This window comes from Bacteroides sp. ZJ-18, from assembly GCF_011038705.2.
GTDB classification, from domain to species: domain Bacteria; phylum Bacteroidota; class Bacteroidia; order Bacteroidales; family Bacteroidaceae; genus Bacteroides; species Bacteroides hominis.
The window spans coordinates 4,220,832-4,244,247 of the sequence record NZ_CP072198.1 but is presented as its reverse complement, the minus strand read 5'-3'; the positions used below and the strand labels follow the sequence as shown (position 1 = coordinate 4,244,247).

The following is a 23,416-nucleotide window of genomic DNA, read 5'->3' as shown; positions in this document are numbered from 1 at the left end:
ACTGATCTCCCTACGGGCAATGAATTAAAGAACGTTAATTGTGTGATAACGTATTCTTAACCTTGCTTTCCTTCTTTAATTCGTTATATTTGCATTTTATCCGAATAGGGATTTTACTAAAACTGAAAATAATATGAAACCTGTAACCTTACCCTTACCCTTACTTAAAAGTCTGTACTATGTTCTCTTTGCTATGGTAGTTGTGATAGTGCTTGGCGGTTGTGAGAAAGATGATGAAAATGAAATTCGTTTTTATACCGGTAATGGCTCTGAAGAGCGTCTCCTGGGAGAAGAGGGACTCTTGATGGATATTTTGCAAACACCGGCTATGATTTTTCTGAAAGCTGCATCCGGAGATCAGATAAAAGTCCGTTCGGAAGATACTGCGGTGGTCGACGCTACGTATAATCCGGATTACTTAGGAAAAAGATGCATTGAAGTTCGTGTGACTGGGGTTGGAAAAACTCATATCTGTGTATCTTATCGGGGAGAAGAGCATATTATTCCGGTGGCTGTTGCGTCCCGGTCTGTGGCTTATAGCGGACAATACCGGCTTGAAGGTTTCAGATGCTATCAAGGCAGTAGTAAAGGAGGTGTAGAAATCTTTCCGGAGATAGACAGTTACTGGGAAAGCCGTTTCAATAGTTCGGATGGATTTATTAAGGGTTTTCCAAATGATAAGATTGAGTTTATATCTGTTGATAAGTTGAGATTCTCTTCCGACTTTGAAGATGGTACTTCACTTTCATACGAAAAGTATTTTCAGATGCGGAATGATTCTCTTTTCATGCGTTCCCATGCCGAAAATTGTTGGGAATTTTATGGTAAGGTAAATCATAATGTCAATAGTGATCAATTACAGCTGACCTACTCAATTCATTTCTGGACTTACAGTTCGACCGGGCATTTCACTTCTTTTGGGAGGGGACATGATGGCGGATTTATAGCCAACTATTCTGATTTTTTTTATTATTATCCTGTATTTGAAGACCTTAATCAGATGACATCTGAGAATGATGAAATAGCTTGGTGTAATGTTTCTTATAGTTTTGAATAACATAAACGACGCTCTCTTTATTGATACCTTTTATAGATTCTGGTAAGTTAGATTAGATTGTCTCTATTGAATCGTATAAAAAATCACAGAGAGTTGATGAACTAAATAAATATACAGTTTGTTATTTATCAGTAATTTTATGTTTAACTCTAAAACCTTAGTATTATGAAAAGATCTCTTGTCTTATCATGCGGTGCTGTCATGTCGGTACTTTCTTTCTATGCTTGTTCATCTTCTGATGATTCGATGGTTACACCTCTGACAAGGTCAGATGCTGTTTCGGAAAAGATAGTTTTTCAAGATGACTTCAACCAGACAGATAGTATTCCCGACAAAACAAAATGGGGTTTGTGCAAAAAAGGCAGTCCTGCCTGGAGCAAATATTTATCCGAAAGTTATGATCAGGCTTATGTACACGATGGGAAGTTAGTACTGATTGCCGAGAAAGTGAATGGAGTATATAAGACGGGAGGGGTGCAGTCATTAGGTAAAGCAGAATTTCAATATGGTAAAATAGAGATATGTGCCCGTTTCACCAAGACGGCAAAGGGGGGATGGCCTGCCATCTGGATGATGCCTGCCAAACCCGTTTACAGTGGATGGCCTGCTTGTGGTGAAATAGATATTATGGAGCAGTTGAATCATGACGGCATTGTATATCAAACAATTCACAGCCACTACAAAAATGACTTGGGATTCACTAAGCCTGTTCCAACAAAAACAGTTCCTTACAATAAAGGGCAATTCAATGTATTTGGTATCGAATGGACTCCCGAGTCTCTTACTTTTAAAGTGAATGGAGCTACCACTTTAGTTTATCCTAACTTGCATTTGGCCGATGAGAGCGTCAAAAAGCAATGGCCGTTTGATACTTCTTTTTATTTGATTTTAAATTATGCTTTGGGCGGTGCAGGTACTTGGCCTGGTACCATAACGGATAGTGAACTGCCTGCGAAGATGGAGATAGACTGGGTAAAAGTAAGTCAACCTGTGGATCGTTAACATTGTTAATGTATAATTTCCGTTTTTGCTTTCCCGAATATAAACAACAAGTCTTTTGCATGCAAAAGACTTGTTGTCTGTGTTTGAAGAACAAACTTTAATACAGTGTTAAAACTAACTTTCTATATTCAGATACCAAGTGTATTTATCTGTTTGGTTATAAATGCTTTGTCTTGATTCGATGTTTTGAACTCCCAAGAGAGTCTTGGCAAAGAGGAGATGGGGATAACTACTTTTTTATCAACTTCCGGATTTTAAATTCTTTCTCTTTGATGTCCCGGTTTCTTTGATTATGTTACCTGATTTTTCCGTATCTGTGAAATCCGGAATCTTCATTAACGGGTTGTTGCATAAATGTTCTCGTAAATGGGTACTAAGGCGTCTTTCTCCAATATCCATTGGTTGGTGCGGGAGTTCATTTTGTATGCGTATTGGGCTATCAGTTGGTTATTACTGTTGGTTATGTATATATATTTTTCTGATGGGCTAAATGATTCTTTTTCTTTATTCCATACAGAATACTCTACCGAAGTTTCTGTTTCATATCGGGAGACAACCGTCAAAGATTCTTTTTCCCATGCGTTTTTAAATACATTCCATGTATAGGTGGATTTCACCGTTTTCTGATGGTCGGTATCGTAGCTGTATTTATGCATTTTTACCGGACTGAGTATGCCTGAAACGGGATTATCCATAGAATATATTTCACGGCAGACGAGTCTTCCCTTCTCCATCGTATCGTTATGGACAAACTGTTTACCGTTGTTTGTTGCACAAGCAAATCCACATACCGAAACTAATGCTGCAGAGGCTAATACTCTTTTGAAAAATGTAATTGTTTTCATATCCTTTATTGTTTAATTAGTTTATATCTTTCTTTGTTTATTAGACGTTGCTACTTGAATTTAAGTTGCACGGGTATACAATCTTTTTTCAGATTATTTTCTGTAGAGTAAGAATCAATAGGTATGCCAGAATTTAGAAGCTTCATTATTAATAGGTTATAAAAAAAACAGGGTGTCCACAATCGGACACCCTGTTCGTTTTTTCTTTCTTGTTTGTTTTAAATCAGATCAAGAACCAATGGAATATCATCGGGGGTAATACCTTTTCCTATGATGATATCCTCGTCTTTGCGGAACATCTCAAGGAACTGCTCTTTACTGCCATAGAGTTCTGCGGCTTTGGAGTAGAAAGGCACGGCTTTCTCTATATCTCCCAATGACCATGCCACATGACCGGCATTCAGGTAGTCTACCGGCATCGGCTTTTGGGCAATCACTTTATCATAGTACTTCATGGCTTGTTCACGTTTTCCTGTCATGAACGAACACCAACCGATGGCACGCCATGCTTTGATGCAATCACTTTCCAGGAAATCGAGTTTGAAGAAGTAGTTCAGTGCTTCTTCGTAGTTCCATGTCTCTGCCAGGCAGTTGCCAATATAGAAAATTACTTTTGTGTCTTCCGGCAATACTTCTTCCACTTTTCGGTAATATTCCAAAGCTTTGTGGAATTGTCGGTCGAGACGATAACAAATGGCTAAATGGCGATTAGTCCATAAGTTGTTCGGTTTGAGGGTATCTGCTTTCCGATAGGCTTCGATGGCTTGTGCATATCGTTTTAGTTTTTGCAGAGAGTAGCCCTGCTTTTGGTAAACTTCAGCTTCATTCTCTCGTGGGACCATGTAGGCGACTTTGTCATAGGCTTCGGCTGCTTTTTCCCAGTGCTCTTTTCTGAAGTGAAAGTTGGCTAAAGCCAGCAGGGCATCCGGGTTGAACAACATGTCTTCCAATGCCGGATTGCTGTACAGGCAGATGGTCTCTTTGAACAAGTCGCGAAATTCCTGTCTTCGCATATTCAATTTGAAGAAGCGGTATAAGTCGTGCAGATATTGGTTACTTACCGTATCGGGGCGTTCGGAAAATTTCTTCAGTGTTTCGGCTTTCGACTGATCTGCCAATTCTTCCATTTGTTGTTCCGTGAGCTGGCTCAACATCATGTCACGCTGTGATTGCGGCAATTGCTGCATGGTGAAGAACAGCGAATACTTGTCACTGTTACAGAAGAAACCAGACTGCAGGATGATTTCCAACAGACTTCCTCCTTCTGTTTCCCGGTTACGAAACTCTTTAATGACAGCCGATTGTTGCCTGTCGAAAGGATAGAACCAATTGGAGATTTCCCTGAAGAACGGATAGCTTTTGAGTTGTGCAAATGTGCTCATATATACATCGGCACCTTCCAGTTGCAATTCGTTCATTTCACGCAACTTGTCACCCAGTCCGGATTTCTCTATAGCATCGGCCCAGTCGGGATTGGTGTCATCTTTCTCTTCATCGGACTCTTCGAAACCAAACTTCATGTTGCGCATGGGAGACATGCTTTTCAGCATTTCGGGAATGATTTCCTCACGCATTTTTTTGTCGATTTTCTCCGTTTCCTGACTGAGAAGTATTTGGATATGTACGCGTAGCAGTTCTTTTTCGAACGCGGTTTCTTCCATCAGTGCCGTGATACGTAAATTGATTTCCGGATAGAAATCGATACGTGGTGAATAGGCATGGAGAATAAAAGCGATTCCTACCAGAGCCCGCTGGCTGATCTGTACATTGGGGTGACGGTAAGCATCTATCAGCCACAGAAGTTTTCGGAGATCGAAACATTCCATCAGACTAAGGGTAACGGCACTTGTAAAAAGGCAAAGATCGTTCACCGGAAGTAACTCGGACTGAAGCATGGATTGTGCAGTTGTACTTTCTTCCGTACTCCAGTTGCTATTGGTCCAGGTTTGCAAGAACAGAATCCGCAGATTATCTTCGTGACGTTTCAAAACTTCATCCATGTTTTGATCCGAAATGAATCCGCTTACGGCCAGGTCATCATTGAACGATTCAAGCGTGTGTATCAGCATCTCCAGGGTAAGGGGAGAAAGTTCCTCAGTACGTCGCGTACGATATTGATGATAATAATGGCTTGATACGCTGTCGAGTAGTGTAATACGTGCCTGATCGGTGATTTCAAGAGTATCGGCCAGCAATCTTTGATATAATTTCTTACGCTCCGGGTCTTCTACCCCCTGGCGCATGTATTGCAGCATATAGTTGTACGAAGTCTGTATCTGCTCCAGGCGGGTACGGAGCGACCATTCCGGACACTTCCAGAGGAATGATTCCAGTTGAGTCAGCGCCTCCTTCAGTCGTTTTTGTCCGATCAGGCGGAGGATGTATTGATATTGTTCGTTGATAAGTTGTTCGTTCATAATTTACTTTCGTTTATTGTTTCCAATCCAAGTGAGGCGTTTCCATAGGCCTTCGAAGGGACCATGTTTAGAGTGACCGAGCCACCAGGAACAGAAGGCCATTTGAAGAAGTACAAAAAGAATGCCAAAAAAGAAACTGTAAGTAATTCCTAAGAAACGTCCCAATTCAAACCCCCAGTGGTAGAAAAGAAGTGAGCCAATGACGGATTGTCCGATGTAGTTTGTCAGACTCATCTTGCCATACGAGGTGAAACGCATCAGGAATCTGCGGTCTTTGACACGGTAGAAAGTGATAAGCAGTCCGCTGACCAGCAATACCATGAAGCTGAGGTTGCTCAAAGAGCTTATGATCAGTTGCAAGGGAATCAGGAGGGCATCGCGCGTGATGAATCCCGGCAGCATGTTATTCAGACCATATAATGGAAAGAAACATAAGAGTGACATACCTAATGCTTTGAGCCAGCGTTGTTCGTTCTGTTCGCTATAAAGGAATAGTCCCTTACGTCCCACCAGCATACCGAAGAGGAAGAGGGCAGGCGTTTGCAGAATGCGTCCGTGCTCCAATGCCCAAGTCAGGTTGGCAAGTTGCCCTTCCCAGAGGTTCATGCGGATCGTTTCAAGGAAGGTACCGTTTTTCTGCACGTCGAAAGCAATCCCGAAGTAGTGGGAAGCCAGGCTGGGACCGGGTACATAATCCGGGTTGCAGAGAGCATAGATCACTTTGAACCAATCTATCGGTTGCAGGATAAGCAGGGTGGCGAAGATGGCTACACTGCGGCTACCGAGGCGACAGAACAGAGGGAGTATCAGACCGAGCATGGCATACATCGTCAGTATTTCACCTGTAAAAAAAGCAGCGTTGAACTGTCCGATGATGAACAGTAGCACCATCCGCCAGATGAACCGGAGGCGAAAATCTTTACCACGGCGTTGTTGGTTGTTATCCTGAATATAGAAACTGAAGCCGAACAGCAGGGCAAATACGGCATAAGCTTTGTTGCTGAAGACAAAAAAGAGCCCGTTCCAGATAGCTCTGTCAGTAAACTTCATCCATTCGCCGGGGATAGCATCCGGAAAGGAGTAGAAATTAAAATGTTCGATACTATGCAGGATGATGATCCCCATCACAGCCAGTCCTCTCAGTACATCGGCCACGTCTACACGGGCATTGGGTTCGCTGATTTTATGTTCCATTGATTATCGTTTTAGAATCTTACCTGTACCTGCGCCTGAAACAGGTTACTGTCTTTTCCCTTATTCCGGTCGCAAAAAGTATATTGTGCTTGCAGTCTGCATTTGGGATAGAACCAATATTGCAGTCCGGCTATGTAATTCGTCTGTTTTCGGCCGATGGCTTTATCTGCGTTGAAATAGTCATATGAAGCTACGAGGTCGAAGTTGCGTAGGAGCCGGCAACTTCCGGTGGCATAAAAACCGTCACTTTTCACAGTTCCGTCCTTTCCCGCCAGATATTCGGAACGGAGGCTGAACGGGCTTGCCGTGATGATACCTCCTATACTCCAGCGATTTTTGGTGTAGTTTTCCCCTGCCGGGATACCGGTTATTTCCGAATCGGCGACGGCATGTCCTGTTCCTTTTATAAACGAACCGCCTACCGACAGCCATTTCAGTGGATTTACCATCAGATTGCCGATGATATCTTTTTGATTGTTTTTATCTTTGATATTGAGTCCTTGTCCGTTCATCACCGCCAGTTTGTAATATAGCAGGTCGTTCAGTAATCCTCCGTGGAATCATCGCACCGATGTCGCGTCCCGATGTCATGCCACAAGCTACGTCACTGCCGCTTACCCCTGCCAGATAACACACAGACTGTGAGTAGCAGTTAATCAGTTCCACTGTCGTGGGTGATAATTCGTTCTCGATCGTATAAGGGACTTTAAATTCTCCGATGCGGGCTTTCAGTCCGGGTAGAATCTGATAATCGGTATAAACCTCGAGCAGCATACCTCCATTGTAAAAGTCGTACATGAAATCGCAGGTCCAACGGTCGGTGATTCGTCCGTGAGCCATGAAAATGATTCGTTTGATGTCGAATGTATTGGTTTTCTTCGCTGCATCGTCATAAGTATATCCCAGCTGCGCATATCCGGCAAGGGTGATCCGTTCTTTTAGCGTATTGACGACTTTGTTTACCGTCATACCCTCTTTTTTTTCCTGTGCATTCAGGTTGCCGCTTGCCAGTAGCAGCACAAGTGTTAATAGGAATGTGTTTTTCATCTTTACTTTGTTGTATTTATTATGGTTTGAATTGGCCGGGAATGAAGGTCGTATCTACTAAGTTTTCACCCTGATAGTTACCGGGGATTGCTCCTTTGTTCTTCAGCCAGGCAATAGCTTTTTTTATGTCGTGAGAAGACGGACACATGGCAGGTCGATAATCGGGCAAGTCCACCTGGGCAGCCACTGTTTCCGGCAGTCCGAATTCTTGTGTTAATATCTCCCCCCATTTATCCCGGGGATAAGTTTGCAGGTATTTCACGCCGAGATTGTATCCGGTGATAAACCTCCTTATTTCTTCGTTTTTTTCTTTGATGGCCTCTTCTGTGAAAGCCGTTCCGGCGGAATGTATCCCCATTTGGATTGTATTCAGCAATACTGTGTGTCCGTCGTTTACCGCGATTGCCGTTGCCGGACCGGGCAAGAAAGATGCTGTGATCTGTCCGTTTTCCAACATCATCAGCCTCAAAAAAATGTTGTTGATTTCGGGTTTGTTCGCTTCACCGGGAGTAAGACGGGCCTGTTTCATTACTTCGTCGGTGGCATACTCTATTAGGGTATTGCAAGAGATGGCAATGTTTTTCCCTTTTAGGTCTTCCGGATTCCTGACATCATATTTTTTGCTTGTTATCAGGCTAAGGCAGCCATCATTTTCCATAACCAGACGCAAACGGACTCCTTTGGTCTGTAAAAGGGCGGCACACGGATAGTCGGTGAGCATACCATCCAGTTTGCCCGATAAGAAAGCAGCGTCACGATCGGTTGCCGAGGCATAAGTGATGAAGTTGACTTTTATATCCAGCGAATCATAAACACCGTAGCGGGCGGCAATCAGATGAGGCAGTCCGTCGAAAGAAGGCATTAGTCCGAAAGTCAGAGGCTGAAGTTCGGATGACAGCGTATGTCCCTCTTTTTTGTCTGCACAGGCTGATAAAAAAAGCAGTAATATGATGCTGAAAAAGGGTTTCACTCTTGACTTTTTCCTTTTAAAAAAGGCAACTCCGTGAGGGGCTGCCTTTTCTGTTTTATAGTGATTCACTTTAGTCTTATTCCTGAATAGCGGCAATACCCGGAAGAACTTTTCCTTCGATTGCTTCAAGCAATGCTCCACCGCCGGTAGAAACATAAGATACACCGTTTGCCAGGCCGAACTTGTTGACACAAGCTACAGAGTCGCCACCGCCAACGAGTGAGAAAGCTCCGTTCTTAGTAGCTTCTACGATAGCTTCGCCTACCGAGCGTGAACCGTGAGTGAAGTTTTCGAATTCGAATACGCCTGTCGGGCCGTTCCAAAGGATAGTCTTGGAATTCTTGATCACTTCGGCAAAGATTTCTTCTGATTTAGGACCGATGTCAAGACCTTCCCATCCGTCAGGAATTTCATTCACAGGACAGAATTTAGTGTTGGCATCGTTAGAGAAAGAGTCGGCGATCTTAGCGTCAACAGCCAATACCAGATTTACACCTTTGTCTTTAGCCTTTTGCATCAGTTCGCGGGCGAGATCCAGTTTGTCATCTTCGCAGATAGACAGACCGATCTGTCCACCCATAGCTTTGGTGAAAGTATATGTCATACCGCCTGTGATGATCAGGTTGTCTACCTTGTTCAGCAGGTTTTCGATGATTTCGATCTTAGAAGACACTTTAGAACCACCCATGATGGCTGTAAACGGACGTTTGATATCGTTCAATATCTTGTCAACGGCCTTCACTTCTTTCTCCATCAAGTAACCGAACATCTTATTGTTCACATCGAAGTATTTGGCGATCAATGCCGTAGAAGCGTGTGCACGGTGAGCCGTACCGAATGCGTCGTTTACGTAGCAGTCAGCGTATGAAGCCAGTTTCTTTGTAAATTCTTTCTGGCTTTCTTTCACGGCTTTCTTGGCAGCGGCTTTTTCTTCGTCGGTTGCGTCTTCAGCCAGTCCTCTCGGTTTGCCTTCTTCCTCAGCGTAGAAACGGAGATTTTCGAGCAACAGCACTTCGCCCGGTTGTAAAGCGGCAGCTTTCACGGCAGCTTCTTCGCCCATGCAGTCGTTAGCAAACTGAACTTCAACGCCCAGCAGTTCTGACACGTGCTTAACGATATGTTTCAGAGAGAATTTGTCGGCAACGCCTTTCGGACGGCCCAGGTGAGAACCGATGATGATGCTGCCACCGTCTGCCAGAATCTTCTTTAGCGTAGGAAGTGCAGCACGGATACGAGTGTCGTCTGTAATGTTGAAGTTTTCGTCCAAGGGTACATTGAAGTCCACGCGAACGAATGCCTTTTTACCGGCAAAATTGAAATTGTCAATTGTCTGCATAATACTTTATTTATTTACTTTAAAAGTGTTAGTTTCTTTTATGATGACCGCAAAGTTAGTATTAATTTCTCTTTTTTGCTATGAAATCGTTATTTATTCTTCCTCTTCGGTGTGTCTTTGCTAACTTTATACTTCTCACAGTAATATTTACACATTAATTGCAAACCACAGGTTTCACATTTGGGTGTACGTGCCTGGCAGACATAACGTCCGTGTAGAATAAGCCAGTGGTGAGCAATGGGAATCAATTCGTTGGGGATGTTTTTCGTCAGTTCTTTTTCTACACTGAAAGGAGTCGTGCAGGCATCACCCACGAGTCCGATGCGGTGGCTCACTCGGAATACATGTGTGTCTACAGCCATGGCCGCCTTGTTGAATACGACAGACTGGATGACGTTGGCCGTTTTGCGTCCCACTCCGGGCAGTTTGATCAGTTCTTCAAGGGTACCGGGCACTTCGCTGTTAAAGTCACTCACCAGCATTCGTGCCATGCCTACCAGGTGTTTTGACTTATTGTTAGGGTAAGAGACACTGCGGATGTACTCGAATATCACTTCCGGAGTAGTAGCGGCCAGTGCTTCCGGGGTGGGGAAGTCCTGATAGATTTTCGGGGTGATCATGTTCACCCGCTTGTCAGTACATTGTGCGGAGAGGATAACGGCAATCAGCAGTTCGTACGGGTTGTTGTAATGCAGTTCCGTTTCGGCTACGGGTACATTCTCCTGAAACCAGGCGATTACTTTTTCATAACGTTCTTTCTTTGTCATCTTAATTTGTTCTTATGATAATGAGGTGCGACTTTCAAGTTAAAATAGAAGGTGGAGATCACTGTCAGGCAGGCTCCGAAGAGATAGGCCATGTCAAACGAGGTAAATTGGGCGATATAGCCGCCCAGAACCAGACCGATTCCGATGCCTACATCCCACGAGGTGAGATAGGTGGAAGTGGCTGTGCCGCGTTGGCTGTTCGGAGCCAAGTTGACAAACAGCGTGTTGAAGGCTGGAAACATGGTGCCAAACCCGACTCCCAGCAGCAGTGCTACCATGAAGAAAAGCACATCGGTTAGTTCGGGATTTATCTGCATCAGTTTGTCACAGGCAGAAAGAGTGAAGAAACAAATGCACACCAGATAAAGTCCCAGAGTGATAACCTGCGTGATGTGTCCCTTGTCCACCTGCCGTCCGGAGAACATACGTGAGACGGCCATGCCTATTGCCATGAACGTAAAGAACAGACCGGAGCTGAGTGTGATTCCTATTTCTTTGGCATACATGGCTATGTAAGTGCTTGTCATGCCATAGGGGATAGATAGCAAGAGCAGGGCAACGCCGGCCGGTATACCTTTTATTAAAACGAAGCGGTCAAGTGAGATTGGCTCCCGCTTGACCGGTTGCTTGACAGGAGTCTTCACCAGACATGCAGCTACAAAACCGGCTGTGCCGGAGAGGAGTGAGCAGAGGAAGATGGTTTCGAATGAACAAGTGTCGTGCATGAAAAGCCCGATCATCGGTCCGAAACTCATGGCGGTGTTGTTCATCAGTCCGTAGTAGCCTACTGCTTCTCCTCGTCGTGAAGAAGGAGTGATGTCGATTACAATGGTGTTTCCTGCTACGGTCACCATACCGAAGGCCAGTCCGTGCACTACACGGAGCATAATGAATAATGACAGTACTCCCGCCAGGATGTATCCCGCGAACACGGTTATGAACACGAAATAAGCGATCAGATAGAGCGGTTTGCGTGCCAGTGTGTCCAGTAGATAGCCTGAAAAGGGGCGAATACAGAGCGAGGCCACAGTGTAGCATGATAAAATAACGCCTACTGCCGCATTTCCGGTTTGGAAAACTTCAGTCAGATAGAAAGGCAGTACAGGCAGAATCAAGTAGAAGGCAAAGTATAAAAGGAAGTTTGCTGCCAGTATCAAGACATAACCGGGAGTGACAAGCCTATCTTTCATTATGGTTTCATAATTAACAGTTGGACGATTTGCGATTGAAGCCACTTCATCCTGTGAAGAACACGAAGTTTGAAGCGAATTAGACGATTTACTCTCTACACATCTTTCTTACCTCCTTCATGTCGGGAGGTAATTTCAATTGTAAATTGTAAATCGCCTGATCGTAAATCAATATGCCGCTTCGAATTCCTTTAGGAAACGGGTATCGTTTTCGGAGAACATCCGGAGGTCCTTCACCTGATATTTCAAGTTTGTGATACGTTCGATACCCATACCTAAGGCATAGCCACTGTAGACTTTGCTGTCAATTCCGTTGGCATCAAGCACATTGGGGTCTACCATGCCGCATCCCAGGATTTCCACCCATCCGGTATGTTTGCAGAAAGGGCAACCTTTTCCGCCGCAGATGTTACAGCTGATGTCCATTTCAGCACTGGGTTCTGTGAACGGGAAGTAGGATGGACGCAGGCGGATTTTCGTATCGGCACCGAACATCTCCTGGGCGAAGAGAAGCAACACCTGTTTCAGGTCGGTGAAAGAAACGTCTTTGTCCACATACAGCGCCTCCACCTGGTGGAAGAAGCAGTGTGCACGATAGCTGATGGCTTCGTTACGGTAAACGCGTCCCGGGCAGATGATGCGGATAGGTGGTTGTGAAACTTCCATTACGCGACTCTGCACCGACGAAGTGTGTGTGCGTAGTAGCACGTCGGGGTGTGATTCGATGAAGAATGTATCCTGCATGTCGCGTGCCGGATGATCTTCGGCAAAGTTAAGTGCCGAGAACACGTGCCAGTCATCTTCGATTTCCGGACCCTCGGCGATGTTGAATCCCAGACGGGCAAAGATATCGATGATTTCATTGCGTACAATGGAGAGCGGGTGACGTGTGCCCAGTTCCACAGGGTAAGCCGAACGGGTCAGGTCCAGATCGTCCTGTCCGTTGTCTTGGTTGTCGAACTGTTCTTTCAGTGCGTTGATTTTCTCTTGTGCTTTAGTTTTCAGCTCGTTGAGCCTCATGCCGACTTCTTTTTTCTGTTCGGCAGCCACGTTACGGAAATCTGCCATCAAGTCGTTGATGGCTCCTTTCTTGCTAAGGTATTTGATGCGGAGAGCTTCGAGTTCTTCGGCATTGGCAGCCTTCAAGGCTGCTACCTCTTCAAGAAGTTGATTAATCTTAGCTATCATATCTTGCGATTTATTGTTATTCGGTTTTTCTTTAAATTGCTGCAAAAGTAACAATAATATTGCAATCAAAGGAGATAGAAAGAAATAAAATGTGTCAGTCGGCTGAATTCATCACAGAGTACTTGGGGTACACAAAGGAGAAACAAAGAAGTGAAACTCTATGATAAAGGAAAAAGATGTTTCTTTGGTAATTACTTTATGACTTCTGTGGCTTTTCAGTTTTTCATTGGTGTATAATAATCAGAAGGGTAGAGATGTTTTTCTTTCTTTTTTCGGTTTGTTGATACTTCAAGATAAGTTCGGGCAGTGAGTCGGTAACGTGCATGCCTTTCAATGGTTTTCCAACCGCTACCATATTGACATATATAAGAGATAAAATAAAAATAACTTTCTTTTTTTACAAATAATAGGTTGTTCTGTGAAAAATGATTATTTTAGCCGATGCGGGGGAGTGATTGGGCACGATAGCTATTCTTTTCGTCATAAGGTGAATTACGGATGCTTCGGATCTTATGTACAATCTTGCAGACCTTAAATTGTATGGATATGGCCGATTGGATGTCAGTAAAAAGTATATCTGATAAGTATGGGATCAGCGAATCGCGGGTGCTCGGATGGATACGGGAGTGTGAGATAACCTCTTCGACTGTGGGCAGCGTGGTGTTGATTGACGACGAGAGTGTGCAGAGATTGATCGGAAACGAGAAGCGGTTGGCGCGCCTGACCACTAATTACGAACAACTTTGTGGGAAGTTTGAACGGCGCATCGAGGCGGAACTTGAGAAGGACGAAGATGCCGCGCTTAAGATGCGCCTCTTTGATGACTTTGCGCCCATCGTGCGCCGGATATTGTCTATGGTGGTGGGTGGCTTGAGTACCGAAGAGCAAAAACTGTTTAATAGTGCCTTTGCCGCCTCTCCTCTTTCAAAGGTGGCCGCCAGAATGGGATTCGATTCTGTATGCGAATACATCAAGGAATTCAGGAAGACGTTGAGTGATCTGCCCGCAAGTACAAACGAAATCATCAATGGGCTTCAATCAGAACTTTCCAGAAGTCGGAAGAGCGTTGAGTGGTTCAAGAAGCAACAGATGGAAGAGTGGCAAATGATAGAAGCTGCGTGCAGACGTAATACCGATTTGTGGAACAGAAATGAGAGTCTGTCCAAGCAGAATAGATGCTTGGAGAAAGAGAAAGATGAATTGTCTAATCGTCTAAAAACACTGGAAGAGGTACTTGGCGGACGGGAGCGTATAAAAATAGCCGGGCCGGAAAAGGACGAAGATGCCGCAAGCTCCGGAGAAGCGCTTGTAGAGACATCGGAGGTGCCGACAGACCTGCGCAGTCAACGTTCTGAAGTGGGGAAATTGCAATGCTGCAAATCAAAGCTGTATGACCGGATCATTAGTTTGCGTGAAGAGGTAAGAAAAATCGAGTGGGAGATACAGCTATTGGAAAATCATTTGAAAATTATACGCAGTTGGAATTATGCCGGAATAGTCCTTGAAGTTTGGATTAAAAGGAATTTTGAGAAAAAGGTGAAGGTCTCTATACAAGAAGTGGTAACAGAAGTGGAAGCAGAGACCACGACACATACAGACTCCGAGGTTGCATCGGTGGAAGGAAAAAAGAAAGAAGATGGCTTTTGGCATAAACTTCGTTTCCGGTTCGGTCATTAATTGTGTAGTTGCTCTTTTTTCCCCTTGATCCTCAGTTCCGAATAAAACGAAAACTTTTCGTGTTGTAGAGATAGGGGAGAGGCTATCGAGTGTGGAAGGAACATTGGTCCATGATCTGTGGCAAACTGATGTAGAACCGGATAAAAAACAAAGTGGAGAAGTCCTCACGGATTTCCCCACTTTAATGATGAAATATTTACTATTTTTATTAATTGGGTGTGGAGAGTATCGGACTCGAACCGATCACCTTAACACTGCCAGTGTTACGCTCTAGCCAGATGAGCTAACCCCCCGTTGTTTTCATGATAACGTTTGCGAACGTTTATCTGTTTTGATGCGGCAAATATAATGCATTATTCTGAAATAATTGCTATGTTTGCGGAAATAATCATCAAAAGATAAAAAATATGCTGATATACAATACCACTTTTCAGGTGGATGACGAGGTTCATGACAATTTCCTGATCTGGATCAAAGAAAGTTATATCCCTGAAGTAGAGAAACACGGAGTACTCCGTGCACCACGTATCTGCCGTGTGTTGAGCCATCGTGACGAGGGCACTTCTTATTCACTCCAATGGGAGGTGGATAATTCCAGCCTTTTGCATCGCTGGCATCAGGAACAAGGTGCACGGCTTAACCAAGAGTTGGTAAAGATATTCAAGGATAAAGTAGTCGGATTTCCGACATTGATGGAGGTATTGGAGTGATTCAGCCGGTTAAAGAGAAGATTATTCTGGGTATCGATCCCGGTACAACGATCATGGGATACGGAGTGCTGCGTGTCCGGGGGACTAAGCCGGAGATGATTGCTATGGGGATTATCGACCTGCGTAAATTCGGCGATCATTACCTTAAACTGCGCCATATACATGAACGGGTACTGAGCATCATTGAAAGCTACTTGCCGGATGAACTGGCGATTGAAGCCCCTTTCTTCGGGAAAAACGTGCAGTCTATGCTGAAACTCGGACGTGCACAAGGAGTGGCAATGGCTGCCGCACTGAGTCGAGATATTCCTATTACCGAATATGCTCCGCTTAAAATAAAAATGGCTATTACCGGTAACGGGCAGGCTTCAAAAGAGCAAGTGGCCGACATGCTGCAACGCATGCTGCATTTTGCCAAAGAAGACATGCCTGTCTTTATGGATGCTACCGACGGACTGGCAGCTGCCTATTGTCATTTCCTGCAAATGGGGCGTCCTGTGATGGAGAAAGGGTATAGCGGTTGGAAAGATTTTATAGCCAAAAACCCGGAAAGGGTGAAGTAGCCGCGGGCTACTCAATTAATCAGATAATAATTTAATAGAGAGAAAAACCATGAAAATGAACTATCTTGCCTTTATCGGAGTGACTGCGGCCACGGCTGTAGTCAGTTGTACTCCTGCCAAGAAAGAATATGCGTCTTACGAGCTGTATCCGGTGCGTTCGGGCAGTCTCACGGAGATGGAGTATTCACCGGAGGCTACTAAGTTTATCCTTTGGGCACCTACCGCCGATGAAGTTCGTCTGATGTTGTTTGATTCGGGTGAAGGAGGGCATGCTTACGAAACAATTCCTATGGAGCCGGGGGAGGAAGGCACTTGGACAGCAACGGTCAGTAAAGATCTGATGGGGAAATTCTATACATTCAATGTCAAGGTAAACGATAAATGGATGGGAGATACGCCGGGTATCAATGCCAAAGCGGTGGGGGTAAACGGAAAGCGTGCCGCCATTATCGACCTGAAATCCACCGATCCGCAGGGGTGGGAAAACGATCAGCGTCCGCCGTTGAAATCACCTGCGGATGCAGTCATCTACGAGATGCATCATCGTGATTTTTCTGTTGACTCCACGTCGGGCATTCGGAACAAAGGGAAGTTTCTGGCTCTGACCGAACATGGGACACTGAATCCTGCCAAGTTGCTTACCGGTATTGACCATCTGGTGGAACTGGGAGTCACCCATGTACATCTCCTGCCATCTTATGACTATGCCTCAGTGGATGAAACCAAACTGAATGAAAATAAATACAATTGGGGATATGATCCGCAAAATTACAATGTGCCCGATGGTTCGTATTCTACTGATCCTTATGATCCGGCTGTTCGCATCCGTGAATTCAAACAGATGGTGCAGGCGCTCCACAAAGCCGGTATTCGGGTAGTACTCGACGTGGTGTACAATCACACGTACAATACTGACGGAAGCAACTTTGAACGTACGGTTCCGGGATATTTCTACCGTCAGAAACCCGATGGTTCGCTGGCAAATGGTTCGGCTTGCGGCAACGAAACGGCAAGCAACCGTCCCATGATGCGTAAGTATATGATCGAATCCGTGCTCCACTGGATTAAAGAATATCATATAGACGGTTTCCGCTTCGACCTGATGGGCATTCACGACATCGAGACAATGAATGAAATCCGCAAGGCAGTCAATGCCATTGATCCTTCTATCATTATTTATGGTGAAGGTTGGGCTGCGGAGGCACCACAGTATCCGGGGGATTCGCTGGCTATGAAGGCCAATACTTTCGAGATGCCCGGTATTGCCGCTTTCTCCGACGAACTGCGTGATGCGTTGCGTGGTCCTTTCAATGATAACCATAAAGGGGCTTTCCTCGCCGGAATTCCCGGTGGAGAAGAAAGCATTAAATTCGGAATTGTCGGAGCTATCCAGCATCCTCAAGTCAACAATGACTCTGTGAATTACAGCAAAGCTCCTTGGGCTGCCCAGCCGACTCAAATGATCAGTTACGTGTCCTGCCATGATGATATGTGCCTGGTGGACCGTCTGAAGTCAAGTATTCCCGATATTACTCCCGAACAGCTTGCACGGCTCGATAAACTGGCACAAACGGCGGTGTTTACCTCGCAAGGTATTCCGTTCATTTATGCCGGTGAAGAGGTGATGCGCGATAAGAAAGGGGTGCATAATAGTTTTGAAAGCCCCGATTCCATTAATGCCATCGATTGGAACCGCAAAACCCTCCATGAAGATGTGTTCACTTACTATAAACGTCTGATCAGTCTTCGTAAGGCACATCCCGCTTTCCGTATGGGCGATGCGGAGATGGTGCGTAAATATCTGGAATTTCTTCCGGTGGAGGGCACTAACCTGATAGCTTTTCGTTTGAAAGACCGTGCGAACGGAGACTCTTGGGACAATATAATCGTAGTGCTCAATGCTCGTTCCGTTCCTGCCAAACTGACAATACCTGAAGGCAAATACACCGTTGTCTGCAAAGATGGGGTAATTGATGAGCGAGGTTTGGGGCTGTTGTACGGTCCGGAGATAACGGTTCCGGCACAGTCGGCACTGATCATTCACCAGTAGTATCAGTGATATGGAGAAAGCCCGGAGATAATCCGGGCTTAACTTTGTAAATGCTGATAATAAAAAATTGTAAGGGCATAAAAAACAAATATAAAGTTAACCTAAGTGGATTATCTCTAAAAAAACTGTCCTGATTTGTGGGATATGTGTGCATAGAGCAATCTTAAAATATCTGTATGATGAAATTTATAAGGAAGTCTCCGGCCGATATGGATAATCTGGAAAGTCCTCAAAAGTTTGAGGCTTTTTTTCTGGATTATTACCCTCGAATAAAAGGGTTCATTAATGGCTTGTTGCAGAATGCTGAAGAGGCGGAAGATATCTCTCAGGATATTTTTGCATTATTGTGGCAGAATCGGGGAAACTTGAAATTGATAGACAATCTGGATGCATACCTGTTCCGTATTGCCCGGAATGCGGTTTTCCGGCATATCGAACGTTCCCTGCTATTTCAGAATTATCAATCCTGGCAAACATCGGATGATCATCCGGAACATTGTGAAACAGAGGCGGAACTTGATGCAAAAGAATTGGAACTGATCATAGCCATCGCTGTGGAGAGAATGCCTGCCCAAAGGAAAAAGATCTACCGGATGAGCCGCGAACAGGGACTGAGTAATGAGAAAATAGCCCGTGAATTAAACATTAGTAAGCGTACGGTTGAAAATCATCTGACCCAGGCTCTGGCCGATATACGCAAAATATTGCTCTTGGTTATTATGGCTACCATCGTATAAACTTAGTAGTTTATTCCAAAAAAATCTCTTTCGGACTGTGTGTGTTTGGCGGGTTATGTATCTTATATACATAACCCATAAAATATACTATGTCTGACGCATACGAAATTATACGCAACTTTATGGCTTTTACAGCCAGTCCGGATCTTAAAAGCAAAGTCTGGACATGGCTTCTTGATTCGTCCGGCAAGGAACGGAAAGAAAAAGCACTCCATCAGATATGGGATGATTATCATCCTGCGGCAGATGCCTGTACCCGACATTCTTTACGGAAGTTTCAAAAAAAAGCAGGCTTTCCTTTATGTAAGCCGTCAAACCTTTATCGGTGGGCACGCATAGCAGCTTTTCTACTTATTCCGTTGGTGTCCATTGCTACTGCCTATGTATATGTCAGGCTGCATACGCACGATGTCCGTTTTGTCGAATGTATTGTCCCCAAGGGTGAACAAAAAGAGGTCACACTTCCCGATGGTTCGGTCATCACCCTGAATTCCGGGTCTGTATTTTTATATCCCACACATTTTACAGGCGACACTCGTTCCGTATATCTTTCGGGCGAGGGGCATTTTAAGGTTGCACCAGACAAGAAACTTCCTTTTGTGGTAGAGACTAATCACCTGGATGTCTGTGTGCTGGGTACTCAGTTTAATGTGCAGGCGTATCCTTTGGATAAGAGAACGATTACCACATTGGAGACCGGTTCTGTTGCTGTTAGGAAGAAGAATCAGACGGATTGTTTTGTTACTTTAGAACCCAACCAGCAACTGGAGTATGAAAACCGGGATGGAAAGTTTTATAAAAGGAATATAGACGCCTCCGTCTATTCGGGCTGGACTAAGGGTGAAATGAATTTTGTCTCTCAATCATTTAGGGAAATCCTGAAAACGCTGGAAAGAAGATATGCCGTATCCATCCGGTTATCATCCGATCTGACAGAATCGGACCGTATCAACTCGGATCTTTATACAATAAAGTTTAAGTACCGTGATAGTATCTTTCATGTTTTGGACATTGTGACAAAAACTGTAGGAGGTATCACCTATAAAGTGGGGAAGGACGAAACCATATCTATTTGTCCGCTAAAATAAAAGAAAGGAGAGCTGCCATATGAAAAAAAGGGAACCGGAAACAAATTACCACACCCATTTCCGATCCCCGAAATCAATCAAAAACTTTTTAACCTTTAGAGACTTTAAACAGTATTAATTGATTAACTCACAAAATTATGAAATTAAAAATCAATTTAAGGAATATTCTATCCGTAAAAATTCATAAAATAGTCCTTTTACTTCTCGCTTTATGCATTTATAACACTGCTTACGGGCAGAATCAGCGAATAAGTGTATATGGTAACAATCAATCTTTGCAAAAAGTATTCGAACAGATAGAGCAGCAAACCAAGTTAAGTGTGACATACAATCAGACCAAGCTGGATGTAAACAAGAAAATTAAGGAAAACTTTATAGACAAAAAGCTTTCTTTTGTGATGGATGCTCTTTTGAAGAATACCGGGTTTACTTGTAACTATGAACCTGAACATATAGTTATTACTCCTTCTGTGCAGCCAAAAGAGAAAGCTGCTGCCAAACAAACTGTCCAGATGAAAAAAATAATGGGTAAGGTAACCGGCATTACCGGTGAGCCTCTCATAGGGGCCAATGTACTTGCCATAGGCAGTAAGCAGGCTACGATCACGAATCTCAACGGAGAGTTCACGTTAGAAGTTCCTGCGGACGGCAAGCTGCAGGTTACGTATATCGGTTATCTGCCACAAGAGGTCAGTGCCAATGGGAAAACCCAACTCGTCATTCAGTTGAAAGAGGATTCAAAGTTGATGGATGAAGTGGTGGTGGTCGGCTTTGGAACACAAAAGAAAGTCAATCTGACGGGAGCCGTTACCTCCGTCAATATACAGGAGACACTGGGTGACCGTCCGATAACGAATGTTACGGCAGCTCTGCAGGGAGTTGTTCCGGGATTAAAAATTGAAGGTACAACCGGTACACCCGGTGACAATTTGTCGTATAACATCCGTGGAACTACTTCTATCAATGGTGGCGGTCCTCTGGTATTGGTTAATAATGTTCCGATGGATATCAATATGATCGATCCGCAGGATATTGAATCGGTCTCTGTCTTGAAGGATGCGGCTTCTGCAGCCATTTACGGGGCGCGTGCAGCGTTTGGAGTGATTCTTATCACCACTAAGCAGGGAAAAAAGGACATGGCGCCTAAGTTTAATTATAATAACAATTTCTCGTTCTCCAAGGCATTGGAATTACCGCAAAAGGCGAACCCGCTGGAGTCCATATTGGCATATAAGGAAATGGGATGGCCTAATGATACGTATGTGGATGGTAAGAATATACCTCAGTGGGAAACGTATATACGTGATTATATGGATAATCCTTCCAAATATCCTCAAGGGTATGTTTTCGACGAAAACGGGAATCTGTTCCTGATGAGAGAAAACGACATGTTTGCGGATATGATGGACAATTATGGCTTTATGCAAAACCATAGTTTCTCGGTTTCGGGAGGAGGGTCCAGAACGAATTACCGCATCGGTTTGGGATATACCAACGAAGACGGAATCCTGATTACCGATAAGGACCGATATGAACGTGCCAATCTGTCGAGCTTCCTTAGTGTGGAGGTCAACAAATGGCTGACGACCCAATTGGATATACGGTATGCCAATTCTACCCAGAACAAAGTGGAACAAGGCGGAAGGAACGGAATTTGGGGAAGTGCCATGCAACTCCCTTCTTATCAGAATATTTCGCCTTATGAAGAGGATGGGATTACTTATCCCGCTGAAACTTCTGCCACTTACATCCGTTATGGAGAACCGCGCATCGTTAAAAAAACTGACTTCAGGGCTTTGGGACGCATTATTATTTCACCTCTGAAGAACCTGAAGATAACAGGTGAATACACATATAACAGGGTGACGAATTACAACCGCATGTATGTGAACCAGTATAAATACATCGGAATGAATTTTACCGGTGTCCTGAATAATACGGAGAACACGCGGTATGCACTGACTCAGGGATTTAACAACTACAATGCGATCAACGTTTTTGCAAATTACGACTTTTCAATAGGTAATCATAATATAGGGGTGATGGGTGGATTCAACCAGGAAGAGAATCATGCTGAATCACAGTGGACGGAAAGAAAAGATGTGTTGTTGAGCAACCTGCCGTCCATATCGGGAGCTACTGGAACTACAACGGCTACAGACACATTCAATGAATATGCCCTTAGGGGACTCTTTTACCGCGTTAATTATTCGTACAAGGATCGGTACATGGTCGAAGCTAACGGACGTTATGACGGAACTTCACGTTTCCCTAAAAACAATCGTTTCGGTTTTTTCCCTTCTTTCTCGGGAGGGTGGCGCATTTCGGAAGAGCCTTTTATGGCAGGAACCCGGAGTGTTCTGTCTAATTTAAAGTTTCGTGCGTCCTGGGGATCGATAGGAAATCAGATCATTTTGCTGTCTGACGGTACACCGGACAATTATCCGTATATACCGGAAATGGCTCCGGGACTAACCAATTGGCTGGTAGACGGCAAAAGACCTACGACTCTGTCTACGCCGGCTATGGTCAGCAATACGTTTACCTGGGAGAAAGTATATACGCTTGACTTCGGTGTCGACTTCGGATTTTTTGATAACAGGCTGAACGGAACTTTCGACTGGTACCGGCGTGATACGAAAGGTATGCTGGCACCGGGTATGGATTTGCCTTGGGTGGTGGGAGTAGCTGCCGCCAAGCAAAATGCCGCAGATCTGAAGACCTATGGCTGGGAACTGGAACTCAACTGGAGAGACCGTATCAAAGATTTCAGTTACCGTATCGGATTTAATCTCTATGATTCACAGAGTGAGATTACTAAGTTTAACAATGAAACCAATTTGTTGGGTACTTATCGGAAAGGACAGAAGATTGGTGAGATCTGGGGGTATGTAACCGACCGTTTTTATAAAGAAGATGATTTCAATGCCGACGGAACCCTTAAAGAAGGTATTCCTATCCCGAAGGGAGTTGGAAAAGTGTATCCGGGGGATGTGCTTTATAAGAATTTTGATGATGATGCCAGTACCATCTGGACTGGAAAAGGGACAGCAGACGATCCGGGTGACCAACGTATTATCGGTAATTCTACACCGCGTTTCCATTACGGAATCAATGCAGGTTTGAGCTGGAAGGGATTCGATCTTTCCATTTTTCTTCGTGGTGTGGGTAAGCGTGACTTTTGGCGTACTGACCAGATTGCATGGCCTACAGGTACATGGGGAAGTTTGTTTAAAGAAACCCTTAACTTCTGGACACCGGAGCATACAGATGCTTATTTTCCGAGAGTATATGCAAACAATGGTGTGAATACCGGTTCGAATCGCTGGAAGCAAACCAAGTATCTGGCCAATGCGGCTTATGTGAAACTGCAAAATATCACCTTGTCTTATACATTGCCTAAAGCGTGGTCTAAACAAGTTTACTTTGACGAAGTCAAGGTCTTCTTCAGTGGGGAAAACCTTCATACATGGGATCATTTACCGGAAGGTCTGGAGTCGGATATGCTTTCAAAAGGAGCATGGGAGTATCCGTTTATGAAGAAATTTTCACTTGGATTTAATGTCACATTCTAAATA

The 23,416-nt window shown here is 44.3% G+C and carries 17 protein-coding genes, 1 tRNA gene and 1 pseudogene; 9 read left to right on the top strand and 10 right to left on the bottom strand.

Annotated elements, in window-relative coordinates:
- Positions 1-133: 133 nt before the first annotated feature.
- A complete protein-coding gene (locus tag G7Y45_RS17235) occupies positions 134-1,057 on the top strand; it encodes a hypothetical protein (RefSeq protein WP_165015627.1) in 924 nt (307 codons plus the stop codon).
- A 165-nt stretch (positions 1,058-1,222) separates the two neighbouring features.
- Positions 1,223-2,059: a glycoside hydrolase family 16 protein gene (locus tag G7Y45_RS17230; RefSeq protein WP_005780598.1), complete on the top strand. Its 837-nt coding sequence runs from the start codon at positions 1,223-1,225 to the stop codon at positions 2,057-2,059.
- A gap of 335 nt (positions 2,060-2,394) precedes the next feature.
- Here G7Y45_RS17230 and G7Y45_RS17225 read toward each other — a convergent pair whose 3' ends face one another.
- The 9 genes and pseudogenes from G7Y45_RS17225 to pheS form a co-directional block, all read right to left on the bottom strand.
- Complete coding sequence (locus G7Y45_RS17225; RefSeq protein WP_165015630.1) at positions 2,395-2,904, bottom strand: DUF3836 domain-containing protein; 510 nt, start codon at positions 2,902-2,904, stop codon at positions 2,395-2,397.
- A 218-nt stretch (positions 2,905-3,122) separates the two neighbouring features.
- Positions 3,123-5,321, bottom strand: coding sequence for a tetratricopeptide repeat protein (locus tag G7Y45_RS17220; RefSeq protein ID WP_165015633.1), 2,199 nt, complete (start codon positions 5,319-5,321; stop codon positions 3,123-3,125).
- Positions 5,322-5,324: 3 nt separating this feature from the next.
- The gene (locus G7Y45_RS17215) at positions 5,325-6,515 is read right to left on the bottom strand and encodes a DUF418 domain-containing protein (RefSeq protein ID WP_165015636.1); all 1,191 of its coding nucleotides are present in this window, start codon (positions 6,513-6,515) and stop codon (positions 5,325-5,327) included.
- A gap of 11 nt (positions 6,516-6,526) precedes the next feature.
- Positions 6,527-7,562: pseudogene (locus G7Y45_RS17210) on the bottom strand (porin).
- A gap of 19 nt (positions 7,563-7,581) precedes the next feature.
- Positions 7,582-8,601, bottom strand: a complete 1,020-nt coding sequence (locus G7Y45_RS17205; RefSeq protein WP_005821165.1) for an ABC transporter substrate-binding protein — start codon at positions 8,599-8,601, stop codon at positions 7,582-7,584.
- A 7-nt stretch (positions 8,602-8,608) separates the two neighbouring features.
- Positions 8,609-9,868, bottom strand: a complete 1,260-nt coding sequence (pgk, locus tag G7Y45_RS17200) for a phosphoglycerate kinase (RefSeq protein WP_005807633.1) — start codon at positions 9,866-9,868, stop codon at positions 8,609-8,611.
- An 89-nt stretch (positions 9,869-9,957) separates the two neighbouring features.
- Positions 9,958-10,635, bottom strand: a complete 678-nt coding sequence (gene nth / locus G7Y45_RS17195; protein WP_005780583.1) for an endonuclease III — start codon at positions 10,633-10,635, stop codon at positions 9,958-9,960.
- Positions 10,632-11,825, bottom strand: a complete 1,194-nt coding sequence (locus tag G7Y45_RS17190; protein WP_005780580.1) for an MFS transporter — start codon at positions 11,823-11,825, stop codon at positions 10,632-10,634. Before G7Y45_RS17190 ends, nth begins: the two co-directional genes overlap by 4 nt.
- Before the next feature lie 168 nt (positions 11,826-11,993).
- Complete coding sequence (pheS, locus tag G7Y45_RS17185; protein WP_005780578.1) at positions 11,994-13,013, bottom strand: phenylalanine--tRNA ligase subunit alpha; 1,020 nt, start codon at positions 13,011-13,013, stop codon at positions 11,994-11,996.
- A gap of 540 nt (positions 13,014-13,553) precedes the next feature.
- On the opposite strand from pheS, the gene G7Y45_RS17180 reads away from it, so the two are divergent.
- The gene (locus G7Y45_RS17180) at positions 13,554-14,690 is read left to right on the top strand and encodes a hypothetical protein (protein WP_241158980.1); all 1,137 of its coding nucleotides are present in this window, start codon (positions 13,554-13,556) and stop codon (positions 14,688-14,690) included.
- Positions 14,691-14,909: 219 nt separating this feature from the next.
- On the opposite strand, the gene G7Y45_RS17175 is transcribed toward G7Y45_RS17180, so the two are convergent.
- A tRNA-Ala gene (locus G7Y45_RS17175) sits at positions 14,910-14,983 on the bottom strand.
- Positions 14,984-15,097: 114 nt separating this feature from the next.
- Between G7Y45_RS17175 and G7Y45_RS17170 the strand changes: the two genes are divergently transcribed.
- From G7Y45_RS17170 to G7Y45_RS17145, 6 genes are all read left to right on the top strand, one after another.
- Positions 15,098-15,400, top strand: a complete 303-nt coding sequence (locus G7Y45_RS17170) for a DUF4286 family protein (RefSeq protein ID WP_005821157.1) — start codon at positions 15,098-15,100, stop codon at positions 15,398-15,400.
- Positions 15,397-15,963 carry a crossover junction endodeoxyribonuclease RuvC gene (gene ruvC, locus G7Y45_RS17165; RefSeq protein WP_005780571.1) on the top strand — a complete coding sequence of 189 codons (567 nt, stop codon included), beginning with the start codon at positions 15,397-15,399 and terminating at the stop codon, positions 15,961-15,963. The genes G7Y45_RS17170 and ruvC overlap by 4 nt, the downstream gene beginning before the upstream one ends.
- 49 nt (positions 15,964-16,012) lie before the next feature.
- The gene (pulA, locus tag G7Y45_RS17160; protein ID WP_005780569.1) at positions 16,013-18,013 is read left to right on the top strand and encodes a type I pullulanase; all 2,001 of its coding nucleotides are present in this window, start codon (positions 16,013-16,015) and stop codon (positions 18,011-18,013) included.
- A gap of 179 nt (positions 18,014-18,192) precedes the next feature.
- On the top strand, positions 18,193-18,750 hold the full coding sequence (locus tag G7Y45_RS17155; protein WP_005807607.1) for an RNA polymerase sigma-70 factor: 558 nt from the start codon (positions 18,193-18,195) through the stop codon (positions 18,748-18,750).
- Positions 18,751-18,839: 89 nt separating this feature from the next.
- The gene (locus tag G7Y45_RS17150; RefSeq protein ID WP_165015641.1) at positions 18,840-19,838 is read left to right on the top strand and encodes a FecR family protein; all 999 of its coding nucleotides are present in this window, start codon (positions 18,840-18,842) and stop codon (positions 19,836-19,838) included.
- A 137-nt stretch (positions 19,839-19,975) separates the two neighbouring features.
- On the top strand, positions 19,976-23,413 hold the full coding sequence (locus tag G7Y45_RS17145; RefSeq protein ID WP_165015644.1) for a TonB-dependent receptor: 3,438 nt from the start codon (positions 19,976-19,978) through the stop codon (positions 23,411-23,413).
- Positions 23,414-23,416 lie beyond the last annotated feature (3 nt).